Source organism: Stenotrophomonas sp. Ste96 (genome assembly GCF_024519495.1).
Lineage (GTDB): Bacteria > Pseudomonadota > Gammaproteobacteria > Xanthomonadales > Xanthomonadaceae > Stenotrophomonas > Stenotrophomonas bentonitica_A.
Genome location: NZ_JALJRX010000003.1, coordinates 248,145 through 264,143 on the forward strand (window position 1 = coordinate 248,145; position 15,999 = coordinate 264,143).

Annotated in this window: 15 protein-coding genes; all 15 read left to right on the forward strand. The window is 68.8% G+C overall.

The window, feature by feature from the left end:
- Positions 1-27 precede the first annotated feature (27 nt).
- Positions 28-447, forward strand: coding sequence for a GspH/FimT family pseudopilin (locus tag OC373_RS10435; protein WP_070427528.1), 420 nt, complete (start codon positions 28-30; stop codon positions 445-447).
- The gene (locus tag OC373_RS10440) at positions 444-860 is read left to right on the forward strand and encodes a prepilin-type N-terminal cleavage/methylation domain-containing protein (RefSeq protein ID WP_070426591.1); all 417 of its coding nucleotides are present in this window, start codon (positions 444-446) and stop codon (positions 858-860) included. Before OC373_RS10435 ends, OC373_RS10440 begins: the two co-directional genes overlap by 4 nt.
- The gene (locus OC373_RS10445) at positions 857-1,495 is read left to right on the forward strand and encodes a type II secretion system protein J (protein WP_070427527.1); all 639 of its coding nucleotides are present in this window, start codon (positions 857-859) and stop codon (positions 1,493-1,495) included. Before OC373_RS10440 ends, OC373_RS10445 begins: the two co-directional genes overlap by 4 nt.
- On the forward strand, positions 1,492-2,355 hold the full coding sequence (locus OC373_RS10450) for a type II secretion system protein GspK (RefSeq protein WP_070426592.1): 864 nt from the start codon (positions 1,492-1,494) through the stop codon (positions 2,353-2,355). The genes OC373_RS10445 and OC373_RS10450 overlap by 4 nt, the downstream gene beginning before the upstream one ends.
- Positions 2,352-3,500: a PilN domain-containing protein gene (locus tag OC373_RS10455; RefSeq protein WP_070426593.1), complete on the forward strand. Its 1,149-nt coding sequence runs from the start codon at positions 2,352-2,354 to the stop codon at positions 3,498-3,500. The genes OC373_RS10450 and OC373_RS10455 overlap by 4 nt, the downstream gene beginning before the upstream one ends.
- The gene (gene gspM / locus OC373_RS10460; protein WP_237393503.1) at positions 3,475-4,218 is read left to right on the forward strand and encodes a type II secretion system protein GspM; all 744 of its coding nucleotides are present in this window, start codon (positions 3,475-3,477) and stop codon (positions 4,216-4,218) included. The genes OC373_RS10455 and gspM overlap by 26 nt, the downstream gene beginning before the upstream one ends.
- Positions 4,208-4,993, forward strand: a complete 786-nt coding sequence (locus OC373_RS10465) for a general secretion pathway protein GspN (RefSeq protein WP_261997658.1) — start codon at positions 4,208-4,210, stop codon at positions 4,991-4,993. Before gspM ends, OC373_RS10465 begins: the two co-directional genes overlap by 11 nt.
- A gap of 9 nt (positions 4,994-5,002) precedes the next feature.
- Positions 5,003-7,201, forward strand: a complete 2,199-nt coding sequence (gene gspD / locus OC373_RS10470) for a type II secretion system secretin GspD (protein WP_070426596.1) — start codon at positions 5,003-5,005, stop codon at positions 7,199-7,201.
- A 115-nt stretch (positions 7,202-7,316) separates the two neighbouring features.
- Positions 7,317-8,183, forward strand: a complete 867-nt coding sequence (locus OC373_RS10475; protein WP_261997659.1) for a glycosyltransferase — start codon at positions 7,317-7,319, stop codon at positions 8,181-8,183.
- Entirely contained in the window at positions 8,180-9,016 is an 837-nt protein-coding gene (locus OC373_RS10480) for a glycosyltransferase family 2 protein (protein ID WP_261997660.1), read from the forward strand. The genes OC373_RS10475 and OC373_RS10480 overlap by 4 nt, the downstream gene beginning before the upstream one ends.
- A 106-nt stretch (positions 9,017-9,122) precedes the next feature.
- A complete protein-coding gene (gene pncB, locus OC373_RS10485; protein WP_261997661.1) occupies positions 9,123-10,301 on the forward strand; it encodes a nicotinate phosphoribosyltransferase in 1,179 nt (392 codons plus the stop codon).
- A gap of 247 nt (positions 10,302-10,548) precedes the next feature.
- Positions 10,549-11,007, forward strand: coding sequence for a cellulose biosynthesis protein BcsD (bcsD, locus tag OC373_RS10490; RefSeq protein ID WP_026069674.1), 459 nt, complete (start codon positions 10,549-10,551; stop codon positions 11,005-11,007).
- 24 nt (positions 11,008-11,031) lie between these two features.
- Positions 11,032-11,406 (forward strand): hypothetical protein, encoded by a 375-nt coding sequence (locus OC373_RS10495; protein WP_261997662.1) that lies wholly within the window; start codon positions 11,032-11,034, stop codon positions 11,404-11,406.
- A gap of 100 nt (positions 11,407-11,506) precedes the next feature.
- Positions 11,507-13,657, forward strand: coding sequence for a UDP-forming cellulose synthase catalytic subunit (bcsA, locus tag OC373_RS10500; RefSeq protein WP_019182528.1), 2,151 nt, complete (start codon positions 11,507-11,509; stop codon positions 13,655-13,657).
- On the forward strand, positions 13,654-15,999 hold the full coding sequence (gene bcsB, locus OC373_RS10505) for a cellulose biosynthesis cyclic di-GMP-binding regulatory protein BcsB (protein ID WP_261997663.1): 2,346 nt from the start codon (positions 13,654-13,656) through the stop codon (positions 15,997-15,999). The genes bcsA and bcsB overlap by 4 nt, the downstream gene beginning before the upstream one ends.

Genomic DNA, 15,999 nt, shown 5'->3' on the forward strand with positions numbered 1-15,999 from the left:
CATGCGCATGGCCTGTCGTTGCTGGAGATGCTGCTGGTGGTCGCGCTGATCGCCATCATCGGCGTGGTCACCGCCACCGCGATGAACGGCGGCATCGACGGCATGCGCCTGCGCAATGCCGGCAAGGAAATCGCCACCCAGCTGCGTTACACGCGTACCCAGGCGATCGCTACCGGGCAGACCCAGCGCTTCGTGATCGACCCGCGTGCGCGGACGTGGCAGGCGGCCAACGGCCGCCACGGGCAGATCCCGGCGGCGTTGGATGTACGGTTCCGTGGCGCCGGCCAGCTCGGTGCCGCACCCGGGCAGGGCGCGATCGCCTTCTTCGCCGACGGCGCCGCCAGTGGCGGCACCATCGAAGTGAGCACGCGGGGCGCAGCCTGGGACATCCACGTGGGCTGGATCACCGGCGAAGTGCGTGCCGGCCCGCGCCGGGAGGGCCGATGAGGCGCCAGCGTGGGTATTCGCTGCTGGAGGTGATCATCGCCTTCGCGCTGCTGGCGCTTGCGCTGACCCTGCTGCTGGGCAGCCTGTCCGGCGCGGCGCGCCAGGTCGGGCAGGCCGACGTACGCAGCCGCGCGACACTGTATGCGCAATCATTGCTGGCCAGCACGGGGGTGGAAAGCCCCTTGCAGGAAGGCAGCACGCAGGGAGAGTGGGAGCAGGGCAGGTACCGCTGGCAACTGCAGGTGGCGCCCTACCAGGAGCCCCGCAGCGCTACCGGTCCGGTCACGGTGGACGTTGGCGGCCCGACCCTGGCACAGATCACCCTGCAGGTACGCTGGGGCGAGGGCAATGGCGAGCAGCTGCAATGGCGCAGCCTGCGCCTGTTGCCGCCGGTGCCGGGCGCACCACGATGACAGCACGCGCACGCCGGGCCGCCGGCTTCACCCTGATCGAAATCCTGCTGGCGACCGCCTTGCTCGTCGGCGGCCTGGCGTTGGCCTTCGCCACGGTGCGCTCGGCCATGGCCATCAGCCAACGCGGCGAGCGCATGGCCGCGCAGAACGAGCGCATGCGCGCGGTGGAAGGTTTCCTGCGGCGGCGCCTGTCCACCGCACTGGTGATCGCGACCACCCCGCCGGACCCGACCCGCGATCCGGTGTATTTCATGGGCGAGCCGCAGCGCATGCTGTTCGTCTCGGATCTGCCGGGCTATCTGGGTCGCGGCGGGCCGTATGCACACGAGCTGCAGGTCCGCCATGCCGCGGGCGCCGAGCAGCTGGAGGTCGCGCTGACCCTGCTGCAGAACGGCGAGGCGATCGAGGAAGATCCGCCACGCCCGCCGGAAATGCTGGCCGATCAGCTGCGCGAGGTGCGCTTCCGTTATCGCGGCACCGACCCGCGCACCGGTCAGTTGACGCCGTGGCTGGACCGCTGGGATGACACCCGCCGCCTGCCGTTGCTGGTCTCGATCGAGATCGTGCCGCTGCAGGGGCCGGCCTGGCCGCCGATGATCGCCGCACTGCCTCCGTCACGTGGGGATCGCCGATGAGGCCGGTACGTGGCGCCGCGCTCGTCCTGGTGTTGTGGCTGATCGCCCTGCTGACCGCGGTGGTCGGCGCGTTCGCCCTGAGCGCGCGCGTGGAGCACATGCAGCAGCGCGTGATCGGTGACGATGCCATCGGGCAGGAGTATGCGCGCGCAGGGCTGGAGTACGCGCTGCACCGCCTGCAGCCGCGCGCCACCCAGCCGGCCTGGGTTGCCGATGGCCGCCGCTACCGGTGGACGTTCGATACGCGCCGGATCGATCTGACGATCCTCGATGAGAACGGCAAGATCAATCTGAACCTGGCCGACGTGAGCCTGCTCAACGCGTTCCTGCGTGCGATGGGGGAGGAGCCCGGGCGCGCCCAGCAGCTGGCCGGCGCCATCGTCGACTGGCGTGACGCGGACAGCCTCAAACAGCCCGGTGGCGGCGCGGAGACGCCCGATTACCTCGCCGCCGGGCTGCCCTACGGCGCACGCAACGCGCGCTATGAGACGGTCGGCGAGCTGCAGCGCGTGCTCGGCATGGAGGCGGACCTGTATGCGCGGATGGAGCCGATGCTGACCCTGTACAGCCGCCAGGCACGGCCTGACCCGCGCGTTGCCGCAGGCCCGGTGCTGACCGCACTGGGGCTGGATGCAGAGCGCCTGCTGGCCGAACGCGAACGCGCAGCGGCCGCTGATGAAGCTGGATTGCCGGTCGCGCCGCTTGCAGGTGGCAGTGGCACCTATAGTATCGAGAGTCGCGCCACGGACGAACGCGGCCGGGTATCGGTACTGCGCGCCGTGGTGAGGATGGGGTCGGCAGGCACGCCGGGAACGGCATACACAGTACTTCGCTGGGAACAGGGAATGGCAGCAAGATGACGGCATGGCGTGACAGTCTGGTGCGGGCCCGCGGGCGCGTGTCGCCCGGCGTGGGCAGCAGCCTGCGCTGGTGGCGGCAGTCGTTGCTGGCCTGGCTGCCGGTGCGGTGGCAATGGGCGATGGGCTGGTCGCGTTCGCGCCTGCTGCTGCTGCGCGAGGGCGAGTTACTGCGCCTGCAGCGACAGACCGGCGAGCAGATCGAGGCCATCGTGGAGCTGCCGTGGCCGGTCCCGCCCGCCGCGCTCGATGGCGTGCTCGATGCGCGCCTGCGCAGCCTGCCCCGGCACTGGTTGCTGCCGGTCGGGAGCGTGCTGCGCCGTCCGCTGCGCTTGCCGGCGGCCGCCGCCGAGCGGCTGCGCGATGTGGTCGGATTCGAAATCGATCGGCAGACCCCGTTCGATGCCAGCCAGGTGAGCTATGACGTGCGCGAGCTCGGGGCCTTGCCGGATGGCCAGCTGCAGGTCGAGCTGGTGGTGATCCCGCGCGCGCAGCTGGACCAGTGGGCGCAGCAGGCCGGGCCATGGGCACAGGCGGTGGCCGGCGTCGATGCAGTGGATGCCGCTGGCCGGCCGCTCGACGTCAACCTGCTGCCGCTGGCGCAGCGGCAGCCCTATCGCGACCCGATGGCACGCTGGAACTGGCTCCTGGCCGCGAGCGCGATCGTGCTGCTCGCGTTGGCCGGCCACCAGCTGCTGGACAACCGCCAGGCCGCGGCGGACCAGCTGCGCGCGCAGGTGGATGACGCCGCGCGTGATGCGCGCCGGGTCGCGGCCGAGCGCCAGCAGTTGCAGAGCCTGGTCGAAGGCGCCGCGTTCCTGGAAGGCCGGCGCGGCGAGCACGCCAGTACCGTGGAACTGTGGAACGAGCTGACCCGCCTGCTGCCCGATGGCACCTATCTGGAAAAACTCTCGATCGAAGGCAACACACTGCAGTTGATCGGGCTCAGCCGCGAAGCCTCGCAGCTGGTGCCGCTGCTGCAGGACTCGCCGCTGTGGCGCAAGGTCAACCTGACCGGCGTGCTGCAGGCCGATGGGGCAACCAGCGGCCGCGACCGTTTCACGCTGACGGCCGAGCTGCAGCCGCTGCCCGGTGCGGCCCCGCCCGCGAAGGAGGTTGCCGATGGCAGCACAACCGACGCGCCGTGATCGCTGGCTCGCGCTGGGCCTGCTGCTGGCGGTGATCGCCGTGGCGTACCTGCTGCTCGTGCACCCGTGGTTGACCCGCCCCCTGCTGGCGATCAATGCCGACATCGCCGCCGTGCAGGAGCGCCAACAGCGCGTGGATGCGCAGCTGGCGCAGCGCGGGCAGATCGCCACCCAGCTGCGCGAGGTGCAGGCCGCCCTGGAGGGCCGCCCTGGCTTCCTGCGCGAGGCCACTGCCGAATCGGCCGCCGCGGCGCTCTCCAGCCGCCTGCAGGATGCGGTGGCGTCGGCCAGCCCGGGCAACCGCAGCTGCACGATCAGCAATCGCACCCCGCTGCCCGATGCCAATCGCGAGGCTGCCTTCCCGCGTGTGGCCCTGCAGGTGCGCCTGCGCTGCGGCGTGCCGGAAATGGCGGCCGTGCTGCACACGCTGGAGACCGGCAGCCCGCGCCTGTTCGTGGAGAACCTCAACCTGCTCGCGCAGCGCTTCCAGCAGTCGCCCAGCGAAACCGGCACCGGCCTGGATGTGTCCTTCGAACTGGTCGGTCATCTGCGCCCGGGCGCAGCGCTGGAACCTGACGCGCCCGCGCCGGCCCCACTGCCACCGCCGTCCGGGCAGGATGCCGGCCAGGACGGCGGCCCGGATGCGGCCCCGCCCAGCGATGCAGCCGAGCCCGCGCCCGCACCGGACGCTGCCGGGGAGGCCCAGCATGAAGCTTGAAGCAGCTGGCCTGCGGACCTGGTGGCTGGGCGGCATCGCCCTGTGGGCGCTGGCGATCTGGATCGCCACGCTGTTCGGCCTGGGCCAGCGCATCGCGCCGGCCACCGACGGCGATATGGGTCCTGCGCCGCTGCCCCACCTGGCTCCCGCCGCGCCCGAGCGCATGAGCTCGGCCAGCACCTATGCCCAGATCGGCGCCCGCCCGCTGTTCGCCGAAGATCGCCAACCGCGCCCGTACCTGCTCGGTGGCACCGAACAGGGCACCGCCAGCAGCGTCTCACTGACCGGCGTGCTGCTTACACCGGGTTTCGGGATGGCGATCCTGACCACCGACCAGCGCCAGTCGCTGCGACTGCGGCTGAATGGTGAAGCGGTGAACGGCTGGCAACTGCTGGCGCTGGAACCGCGCCGCGCCACCGTCAGTGGCCCCGGTGGCACGCAGGTCCTGGAATTGCCGGTGTTCAATGGGCAGGGCGGTGAACCACCGACGGTGCTGGGCGCTACGCCGCTCACCGCGGTGCCTCCGGCCGGTGCCGGCGCGCGCCCGATCAATGGCGCCGCAGCGATGCCCGCACCGGCGCCGGGCGCATCACCTGCGCCGCAGGCAGCGACGCCATCGAATGCGGGGGCCCCCGCGCAGAACGCGCAGGGTCCCAGCGAAGCCGACATGAAGGCGATCCGCGAGCGCATCCAGGCGCGTCGCCAGCAATTGCAGCAGCAACAGCAACAGCAGTCGCAGCAACCGCCCGCGGGCGGCTCCGGCCACAACCCTTAGAGTGACAGCATGACCCTGCGCCTTTTTCCCGTGTCTTTCCTTGTCGCCCTGCTGGTGGGCTGCACCACCGTGCCCGCGCCGGAGGTACGCCGCGATGCGGTGCTCGACAGCCACCAGGTGGTCGCCGGTGACGGATCCCGTGAAGGCGTCGAGGCCGAGCCGCTGGGCAGCGCCGGCACCCCGCAGGCGGTGATCCGCCGTGGCACCGGCACCATGATCAACCGCAGTGCCGCGGCCGCCCCGCAACCGTCGCTGGGCAATGCCTCCACCGGCAACGCCACCTTCAACTTCGAAGGCGAATCGGTGCACGCGGTGGTCAAGGCGATCCTCGGTGACTTCCTGGGCCAGAACTACGTGATCGCGCCGGGCGTGCAGGGCACCGTGACCCTGGCCACGCCCAAGCCGGTCTCCTCGGCGCAGGCATTGAACCTGCTGGAAATGGTGCTGGGCTGGAACAACGCGCGCATGGTCTACAGCGCCGGCCGTTACAACATCGTGCCCGCCGACCAGGCACTGGCCGGTACGGTCTCGCCGAGCACGGCGTCGCCGGCCAATGCGCGCGGCTTCGAAGTGCGGGTGGTGCCGCTGCAGTACATCTCGGCCACCGAAATGAAGAAGGTGCTGGAGCCGTACGCGCGCCCGAATGCCATCGTCAACGTCGACAACGGCCGCAACGTGATTACCCTCGGCGGCACCCGCAGCGAGCTGGAGAACTACCTGCGCACGGTGGAGATCTTCGACGTGGACTGGCTCTCGGGCATGTCCGTGGGCGTGTTCCCGATCCAGTCCGGCAAGGCCGAACAGGTTGCCGCCGATCTGGAGAAAGTGTTCGGCGAGGAGAGCAAGACGCCCAGCGCCGGCATGTTCCGATTCCTGCCGCTGGAGAATGCCAATGCGGTGCTGGTGATCACCCCGCAGGCGCGCTACCTGGACCAGATCCAGCAGTGGCTGGACCGCATCGATACCGCCGGCGGCAATGCGCGGCTGTTCTCCTATGAACTGCGCTACGTCAAGGCCAAGGACCTGGCCGAACGCCTGGCCGAAGCCTTCGCCAACGAGAATGGCCGCAGTGGCCGTGGCAGCAGTTCGCTGGCGCCGGGCGCCTCGCCGATGGATATCGGCAGCCGCGATGGCAACAACACCAACGGCAATTTCTCCAACACCGGCAGCAGCACGGGGAGCAGCCGCGGTGGGCTGGGCGATGGCACGATGAACCTGCCGCAGCGCCAGTCCGGCAACGCCAGCTTCAGCCTGGAAGTGCAGGGCGATACGGTCGGCGTCTCGGCGGTGGAGGAAACCAATACCCTGCTGGTGCGCTCCACCCCGCAGGCCTGGCGCTCGATCCGCGAAGTGATCGAGAAGCTCGACGTGATGCCGATGCAGGTGCACATCGAAGCGCAGGTCGCCGAGGTCGCGCTGACCGGCGACCTCAGCTACGGCGTGAACTGGTTCTTCGAACAGGCCGTGACCACCGGCAAGACCGAGAGTGGCATCGACCTGCCCAGTGCTCTGGGCCGCTCGATCTGGGGCAGCATCTCCGGCACCGTCGGCGATGGTGGAGTGGGCTGGACCTTCCTCGGCAAGAACGCCGCCGCCGTGGTCAGCGCACTGGACAAGGTCAGCAACCTGCGGCTGCTGCAGACGCCGTCGCTGTTCGTGCGCAACAACGCCGAAGCCACCCTCAACGTCGGCACCCAGATCCCGATCAACTCGGTCTCGGTCAATACCGGCATCGGCGGCGACAACACCTACAGCCAGGTCCAGTACCTGGACACCGGCGTGATCCTCAAGGTGCGCCCGCGCATCACCCGCGATGGCGTGGTGTTCCTGGATATCGTGCAGGAGGTGAGTTCGGCCGGTGCGATCCCGAGTGGGTGCGACCCGACCCGCACCACCTGCAACCCGCCGATCAATACCCGCAAGATCTCCACCGAAGCGGCCGTGCAGAGTGGCGACACCATCATGCTTGCCGGGCTGATCACCAACTCCGACGATGATGGCGCCAATGGTGTGCCTGGCCTGAGCAGGATCCCGGTCATCGGGGCGCTGTTCGGCAGCAAGACGAAGAAGTCCGGGCGTTCCGAAGTGATCGTGCTGCTGACCCCGACCATCGTGCGCAACGCGCAGGAGTCGCGCAACCTGACCGACGAGTACAGCAGCCGCTTCCGCGCGATGGAGCCGTTCCCCGAGCACAAGGACAAGCGCTGAGTGCTGCCCGGCCCCGGCTGTCACCGCAGGGGCCGATCTTGCTACGCTGGCCCCGCCCAGGGGAGCCCGCGATGACACAGCGACACGGCGAAGACGGCAGTACGCAGAGGTCCGCATGAGCACGGTCGTCCTGCTGCCGATCGGGGTCGACGATGCCGCGCTGGACCGTTGCCTGGCCGCCCTGGACGCCGGTACCGCGCCGGGGACCGCCATCTGGCTGGCCGATGATGGCCAGGCCGGGCCGCGGGCCCAGGCCGTGATCGAGCACTGGCTCACGCACACCCCGCTGCAGGCCGAGTACACCCGCCGTGCCCGCGCCATCGGCGAAGTGGCCCATCTGGATGAAATGCTGGCTGCCTGCGCCGGGGCCGATGTGGTGGTGCTGGCGCCGGACGCGATTCCGGCACCGGGATGGCTGCAGCAGCTGCAGGCCTGCCTGGCCCGCGATGCCTCGATCGGCTCGGCTACGCCGTGGTGCAACGCCGGCGAGACGGCCGCCTGGCCGCGCCTGGGTGAAATCAACCCCTTACCGGATGACCTGGATCTGGCCCCGTTGGCGCAGGCCTGCGCGGCGATGCCGCCGCTGCATCCGGAGTTGCCGTGTGCCGTGACCCATGCAGTGCTGTTGCGCGGCAATGCGCGGCGCAGGGCCGGCGGGCTGGACATGCACAGCTATGCCTCGTGGAATGCCGCGCTGATCGACCTGAGCCTGCGCATGGCCGGGCTCGGCTGGCGCAACGCGCTGTGCGAGACCGCCTTCGTCGCCCGCGTGGCCGAAGGCGTGACCGGCGAGGGCGACATGGACGCGCTTGCCACGCGCTGGCCCGGTTGGCCGCCGCGGTTGGCGGGCTTCCTGATGGCCGATCCACTGCAGCAGGCACGCCACGATCTGCAGCAGCATCACCGGCAGGCGATAATGCCCAAGGCGCAGGGCGATCTGTTCGCGCCGCCTGTCACTGCCGCCCCGGAGCCGCCCGTTTGAGTCCTGCCATCGCCGCCATCATCGTCAGCTACCAGAGCGCCAGCACGCTGGATGCCTGCCTGCTGCGCCTGCGCGAGGCGCGCGACATCGCCGAGATCCGCGTGGTCGACAACGATTCCACCGATGGCACCCTGGAGATCGTGCAGCGCCACGCCAGCGCCGATCCGCGGGTGCGCTTCATCGCCAACCCGGACAACCCCGGATTCGCCGCCGCCAACAACCAGGGCGTGGCCGACAGCCAGGCACCGTGGCTGGCCTTCATCAATCCGGACCTGATGGTCGGTCCCGATACCCTGGCCCTGTTGCGCGAACGCGCGCTGCCGCTGGGCGACTGCCTGCTGGGCGTGGAACAGGTCGACGAAGACGGCCGCCCGGACGATGCGGTGCGCCGCCGTGACCCGGATTTCGCCGCGATGCTGCGCCGCCCGGGGCAAGGCGGCAAGCTGGCGATCCCGGTCGATCGCCGCCAGCCGCTGCAGGTCGTGCCGGCCCTGTCCGGCGCGCTGCTGCTGATGCCGCGCGCGCTGTTCGAGCGGATCGGCGGCTGGGATGCCGGCTATCGCCTGCACGCCGAGGACCTGGACCTGTGCCGCCGCGCGCGTGAGGCCGGCGCGGTGATCGCGATCGCCAACGACCTGCAGGTCACCCATGTCCGCGGCGTCTCCAGCCGCGCGCGGCCCTTCTTCGTGGAGTGGCACAAGCATCGCGGGTTGTGGCGGTACTTCCAGAAATTCGAGGCGCCACAGCGTGCCTGGCCGGTGCGTTGCGCGGTGTGGGGCGCGATCTGGGCGCACGCGCTGGTGCAGGTCCCGCGCCTGCTGCGCCGCCGGTAGCGCCCGCCCACCGCATGCGCCCAGGCGCGATGCGTGCCGGGAACGCATTCCACCCCGAGGGGGCCGGGCGTTGGTCGGACCCCCTGGCAGGCGCATAATCCCCTGCATGATCATCCAGTCCCTGCTCGACACCGACCTGTACAAATTCACCATGATGCAGGCGGTGCTGCATCAGTACCCCGGCGCGCAGGTGCAGTACCGGTTCAAGTGCCGGACCCCGGGCATCGACCTGGCGCAGTTCATCGACCAGATCAACGCCGAGATCGACCACTTGTGCAGCCTGCGCTTCAGCCCCGAAGAGCTGGACTACGTGCGCGGCCTGCGTTTCGTCAAACCGGACTTCGCCGATTTCCTCGGCCTGTTCCACCTGGACCGCAAGTACATCGCGCTGCGCCCCTCGGCCACCGTCCCGGGTGAGATCGAGCTGGACATCACCGGCCCCTGGCTGCACACCATCCTGTTCGAGGTGCCGCTGCTGGCCATCATCAACGAGGTCTGGTTCCGCAATACCACCGATTCGGACTTCAGCGAGGGCGAGCGCCGCCTGCAGGCCAAGACCGCGCTGCTGCGCGATACGCCCGGTTTCGAGCTGTGCCGGATCGCCGATTACGGCAGCCGCCGGCGCTACTCGCGCGAGTGGCATGGGCGCATGCTGCCGATGCTGCGCAATGCGCTGGGCGCGCAGTTCGTGGGCACCAGCAACGTGCATTTCGCCCGCCTGTACGGCATGACCCCGCACGGCACCATGGCCCACGAGTACCTGCAGGCCTTCCAGGCGCTCGGCCCGCGGCTGCGCGATTCGCAGGTGGCGGCGCTGGAATCGTGGGCACGCGAGTACCGCGGCGACCTGGGCATCGCGCTGTCCGATGTGGTCGGCCTGGAGGCCTTCCTGCGCGACTTCGACATGTATTTCTGCAAGCTGTTCGATGGCGTCCGGCATGATTCCGGCGACCCCTTCACCTGGGGCGACCGCATGCTGGCGCACTTCCACAGCCGCCGCGTGGACCCGCGCAGCAAGGTGCTGGTCTTCAGCGACGGGCTGAACATCGAAAAGGTCATGCAGCTGTTCGATTACTTCCGGGGCCGCTGCCAGGTGGCCTTCGGGGTGGGCACCCACCTGACCAACGACCTGGGCCCGACCCCGCTCAACATCGTGATCAAGATGGTCCGCTGCAACGGCCAGCCGGTCGCCAAGCTGAGCGATTCGCCGGGCAAGAGCATGTGCGATGACCCGGGGTACCTGGCCTACCTGCGGCAGGTGTTCGAGCTGCCGGCGGAGGCCTGACCCCGGCACCGGGTGGCACCCTTGGCCGCCGTCCGGCTCCGGCGCCGGGGCGGCCCGGTACGCACATCCGTTCAGCGAAGCGGTGGCGGGTGACGCGGCGGGTCAGGAAGCGACGCAGGGCGCTCGCTATGCAGGAAAGCCAGATGTGCCACAATATTGTGAGGCGTAGTTCACACTTTTGACCGACATCGATGCCGGTAATTGCCCGTATACCGCCTCTGCATCGTGGTTCGTCTAGGCTTTCCACATGAAGTCATCAGCATTGCTCGATTACTACCGGACCCACGCGTGCTCACGCCAGTGGCGCGGCTTCCTGCTGGCGCTCTGCGAAGAGTTCGACAGTGCGTTGCCCGATGCCGAACTGTCGCGGTTGATGGCGCGTATCGGTGAGCGCTTCGGTCGTGACCATGCGCTGCCGGCGGTCGCCACACTGGATGAACTGCAGCAGGCGGCCAATGCGGTTTGGTCGTCGACGGAATGGGGGCAGGTCGTGTTCGAGGAAGCCCCCGAACAGGTCCGCATCCACCACGCCGCCTCGCCGCTGTCAGCCGTCCTCGGCGCCCGGGCCGGGTGGGACACTGGGTTTCTGGAAGGTGTGTACCGCCAGTGGTTCCGGGCCGCCGGGATGATGTCGGTGCTGGATGTGCGCTATCTGCAGAGTGATCATCCCGATGTAGCTACCTACACGCTGTCGCGTGTGTTCTGACCCTCTCCCCCTTTCGATGGTGCCATGAGCAAGTTTCAGCAACCTGCCGATGCCGAGAGCCACGACGACGTGGCTGGTCTCTTCAACCGCCTGGGGGATCGCGATGACACGCGCGCTTACCGGGATTTCTCCCACAGCCAGTCCCGCGTGAGCACGGTGGCCAAGCCGCGCGATGAGGTGCCGCCGCCGATTCCGGCCGCGATGAACCTGCCGCCCGCGGTCACTCTCGCGCCGGTGACCACGCCGGTGACCACGCCGGTCCAGGCGACCACCGTGGAGACGCCGGCCACGGCCGCACCGGGGCGCAAGACACCGCTGGAGCAGTTGTTCCAGCGCCTGGCGGAGGCACGTAGCGCCACGCCGGGGCACAGCCCGCTGAGCCGGCTGCGCCAGGGTTGAAACGTAGTCGGTGATCGTCCGTCGCGCCCAGCCGGGTGCGGCAACGGGACCGGCTGATGCAAGGGGATGCCGCGATCTGCGGCCGTGTTGGGGGAACATCATGAGCAAGTCATCCACCCCGAGAGGGGATGCCATTCTGGCCCGCCTGGCGCTGCTCGCGCTGGCGGTCGGCGGCGCCGTGCTGCTGGCCTTTGTGGTTACCGTCCCGATGGAGATCGGCCAGCAGTTCCTGTTCTCGGCCGTGGTGTTCCTGATCGCCCTGTGCCTGCGCAACCGCGAGAACCGGTTGATCCCGCTGGTGCTGATGGGGCTGTCGCTGGTGATGTCCACGCGCTACATGTACTGGCGCCTGACCGACACCATGGGCATGAGCAGCTTCGTCGACCTGACCCTGGGCCTGGGCCTGGTGGCCGCCGAGGTGTACTCCTTCATCGTGCTGGTGCTGGGCTACTTCCAGGTGGCATGGCCACTGCACCGCAAGCCGATGCCGCTGCCCGAAGACCAGTCGCTGTGGCCGAGCGTGGACGTGTTGATCCCCACCTACAACGAGCCGCTTTCGGTGGTGCGTACCACCGTGCTCGCCGCGACCGTGCTGGACTGGCCGGCCGACAAGCTCAACATCTACCTGCTCGATGACGGCCGCCGAGACGAGTTCCGCGCGTTCTGCGAAGAAGTCGGGGTGCAGTACATCACCCGTACCAACAACAACCACGCCAAGGCCGGCAACATCAATGCGGCGTTGAAGAAGACCAGTGGCGAGTACGTGGCGATCTTCGACTGCGACCACATGCCGACCCGCTCGTTCCTGCAGATGTCGATGGGTTGGTTCCTGCACGACGAGAAGATGGCGGTGGTGCAGACCCCGCACTACTTCTTCTCGGCCGATCCGTTCGAACGCAACCTGGGCAACTTCGGCCGCGTGCCCAACGAGGGCGAGCTGTTCTACGGCCTGCTGCAGGACGGCAACGACCAGTGGAATGCGACCTTCTTCTGCGGTTCCTGCGCCGTGATCAAGCGTGCCCCGCTGGAGGAAGTGGGCGGTGTGGCGATCGAGACGGTGACCGAGGATGCGCATACCGCCATCCGCCTGCACCGTGCCGGCTACCGCAGCGCCTACATCCCGGTGCCGCAGGCGGCCGGCCTGGCCACCGAAAGCCTGTCGGCGCACGTCGGCCAGCGCATCCGCTGGGCACGCGGCATGGCGCAGATCCTGCGGGTGGACAACCCGATGTTCGGCAAGGGCCTGAGCTTCGTGCAGCGGCTCTGCTACACCAACGCGATGCTGCACTTCTTCTACGGCCTGCCGCGGATCATCTTCCTGACCGCGCCACTGGCCTTCCTGTTCTTCGGTGCGCACGTCATCCACGCCTCGGCGCTGATGATCCTCGCCTACGCGCTGCCGCACATCGTGATGGCCAACCTGACCAACCTGCGCGTGCAGGGCAAGCACCGCCATCTGCTGTGGAACGAGGTATACGAGACCACGCTGGCCTGGTACATCCTGCGCCCCACCCTGATGGCCGTGATCAACCCCAAGTTGGGCAAGTTCAACGTCACCGCCAAGGGCGGCCTGGTGCAGCGCAGCTACTTCGATGCGCAGATCGCCCGCCCGTACCTGTTGCTGCTGCTGTTGAACCTGGCCGGCGTGATCGCCGGCATCGTGCGGATGGTGATGGCCCAGACCAGTGGCGAGGTCAATACGATCTGGTTGAACCTGGGGTGGACCGTCTACAACATGATCATGCTCGGGGCGGTGATCGCCACCTCCAGCGAGCAGCGCCAGATCCGCCGCGCGCACCGGGTGCCGCTCAACATGCGCGCCGTGCTGCACCTGCCTGATGGCCAGGCGCTGCCGTGCCGCACGCTGAACTTCTCCACCGGTGGCATGGCGATCCGCCTGGACCAGGCACAGCCGGTGCAGCCGGGCACGCGCGTGGAGGTCGAGCTGGCTCATCGCCAGCGCAGCCAGCGGCTGCCGGCCGAAGTGCGGCATGACCGCGACGACCAGGGCATCAGCATCCAGTTCGGTGAGCTGAGCCTGGAGCAGGAGCGCTGGCTGGTCACGTCCACCTTCGCCCGTGCCGACATCTGGGTGAAGCTGTGGGGCCGCCACGACCGCGACACCTTCCTGCGTTCCACCACTGACGTCCTCAAGGCCAGCATGCGCGGCTTCCACCGCCTGGGCCAGTTCGTTTTCGCGGGCGGCCGCAAGGATGCCCCCACGCCGCCGCGCACCGGAGATTCCGCATGACCCGTCGTCACCGTTCCCTGTTCCGCCCGGTGCGCCTGCCGCGCCCGTCCGCCGCAGCGGTGGCGTTTACCCTGACCCTGCTGTGCGGGGCGGTCTATGCGCAGAGCCCGCCCGTGCCCGCGACAGCGCCCGCTGCCGTGCCAGCGACCACCCCGGCAGACGCCGCGCCGGCGGCGATGATGCCCGCCACGCCGGCTGCAGGGACCCGGCAGAGCCGCTCCACGCTCAAGCAGCTCGGCATCGACTATGAGATCACCCTGCGCGGCATCCAGGGCACGGCCGGCGTGCCGTTCTCGATCCGCAACGACCAGGTCGTGGACCGCGCATCGCTGCATCTGAAATACAGCTATTCGCCAGCGCTGCTGCCAGACCTGTCGCACCTGAAGGTGACCGTCAATGACGTCACCGTGGCGACCCTGCCGACGCCGGTGGACCAGGCCGGCCGGATGATCGAGCGCGATATCGATATCGACCCGCGCATGATCATCGACTACAACCGCATCAATCTTCAGTTGATCGGCCACTACACACGCGAGTGCGAAGATCCCGATCACACCAGCCTGTGGGCCAACATCGACAGCGCCAGCTACCTGGAGCTGGGCTGGGCGCCGCTGCAGCTGACCAATGATCTGTCGCTGCTGCCGGTGCCGTTCTTCGACGCACGCGACACCAACCGGCTGGAACTTCCGTTCGTGTTCACCGGCCAGCCGGGGCAGGGCCTGCTGCAGTCGGCCGGCATCGTGTCGTCGTGGTTCGGCGCACTGGCCGGTTACCGTGGCGCGCTGTTCCCGGCCTCCATCGATACGGTGCCGATGGAAGGCAATGCGGTGGTCGTGGCCACCCCGCGCAATCCGCCGGCCGGCCTGGTGCTGCCCGACATCAGCGGGCCGACCCTGGCCGTGATCGCCAACCCCAACGATGCCAACGGCAAGCTGCTGCTGGTGCTGGGTCGCGATGATGCCGAACTGCGCATCGCCGCCACCGCGTTGACCTTGGGCGCGCCGCTGTCCGGCCCGACCGCAAGCATCGGGGACTTCAAGGAGATCGCGCCGCGCAAGCCGTACGACGCGCCGAACTGGATTCCCAGCGACCGGCCCGTGCGCGTGTCCGAACTGGTGCGGCAGACCAGCGAGTTGAACGTCGTCGGCTACCACCCGGACCTGATCCGCATCGGCCTGCAGCTGCCGCCGGATCTGTTCGTGTGGCGCCGCGACGGCATTCCACTGGACCTGCGTTACCGCTATACGCTGCCCGAAGGGGCGGACAAGTCGGCGCTGAACATCAGCATCAACGACGCCTTCGTTACCACCCTTCCGTTGAATGGTCGGCCGGCACCGCGCTCGGTCTCGGACATGGTGTGGAACAAGCTCAAGGCACCCGGCGCGATGCCGATCCAGCAGAAGGTGATGCTGCCGACCGGACCGTTCTCGTCCAACAGCCAGCTGCGCTTCCACTTCTTCTTCGACCGCCCGCAGGCAGCCGAGTGCAAGAACACCTTCCCGGATGTCTCCGCGGCGATCGATGGCGATACCAGCATCGACCTGAGCGGTTTCGACCATTACATGGCGATGCCCAACCTGGCCGCCTTCGGCAACGCCGGTTACCCGTTCACGCGCCTGGCCGATCTGTCCGAGACCGTGCTGGTACTGCCGGACAACCCCAACGCCGATGACGTCGGCAACGTGCTGACCCTGCTCGGCCGCATGGGTGCCTCGACCGGCTACCCGGCGCTGCGCAACCGCATCATCGCCGCGCGCCAGGTCGGCGAGCACGCCGACCAGGACCTGGTGGTGCTGGGCTCGCGCCGCAGCCAGCCGCTGTTCGGCGAATGGGCGGCGCACCTGCCGATCGGCGAGGCGGGGCAGTCGCGCCGCGTGCAGCTCTCGGACTGGGTGTTTGAACGCATGCCCTCGTTCCTGTCGCCGGATGCGCGCCGCACCGATCTGCCCACCACGGCCGAAGTCTCCGTGCGTCCGGATGCCGGCGACGTCGTGTTGATGGGCTTCGAGTCGCCCCTGCGCAAGGGCCGCAGTGTGATCGCGGTGATGGCCGACGACCCGGCCCAGGTCAACCGCCTGTTCGAAGCATGGTTTGATCCGGACCGCCTGCGCGATTTCCAGGGTAGCGTGGTGCTGCTGCAGAAGGACAAGGTGCGCAGCCTGGCCGGCAACCAGAGTTACTACGTCGGCCACCTGCCGCCGCTGACCTGGCTGCGCTGGTACTTCTCGCAGAGCCCGCTGCTGCTCGGCGCCCTCGTCGGCCTGGCCTGCCTGTTGTTGGCGCTGATCGCGCGCTGGCTGCTCAGGCGCAACGCCAAGGCACGCATCGGGATGTCCGGCTGA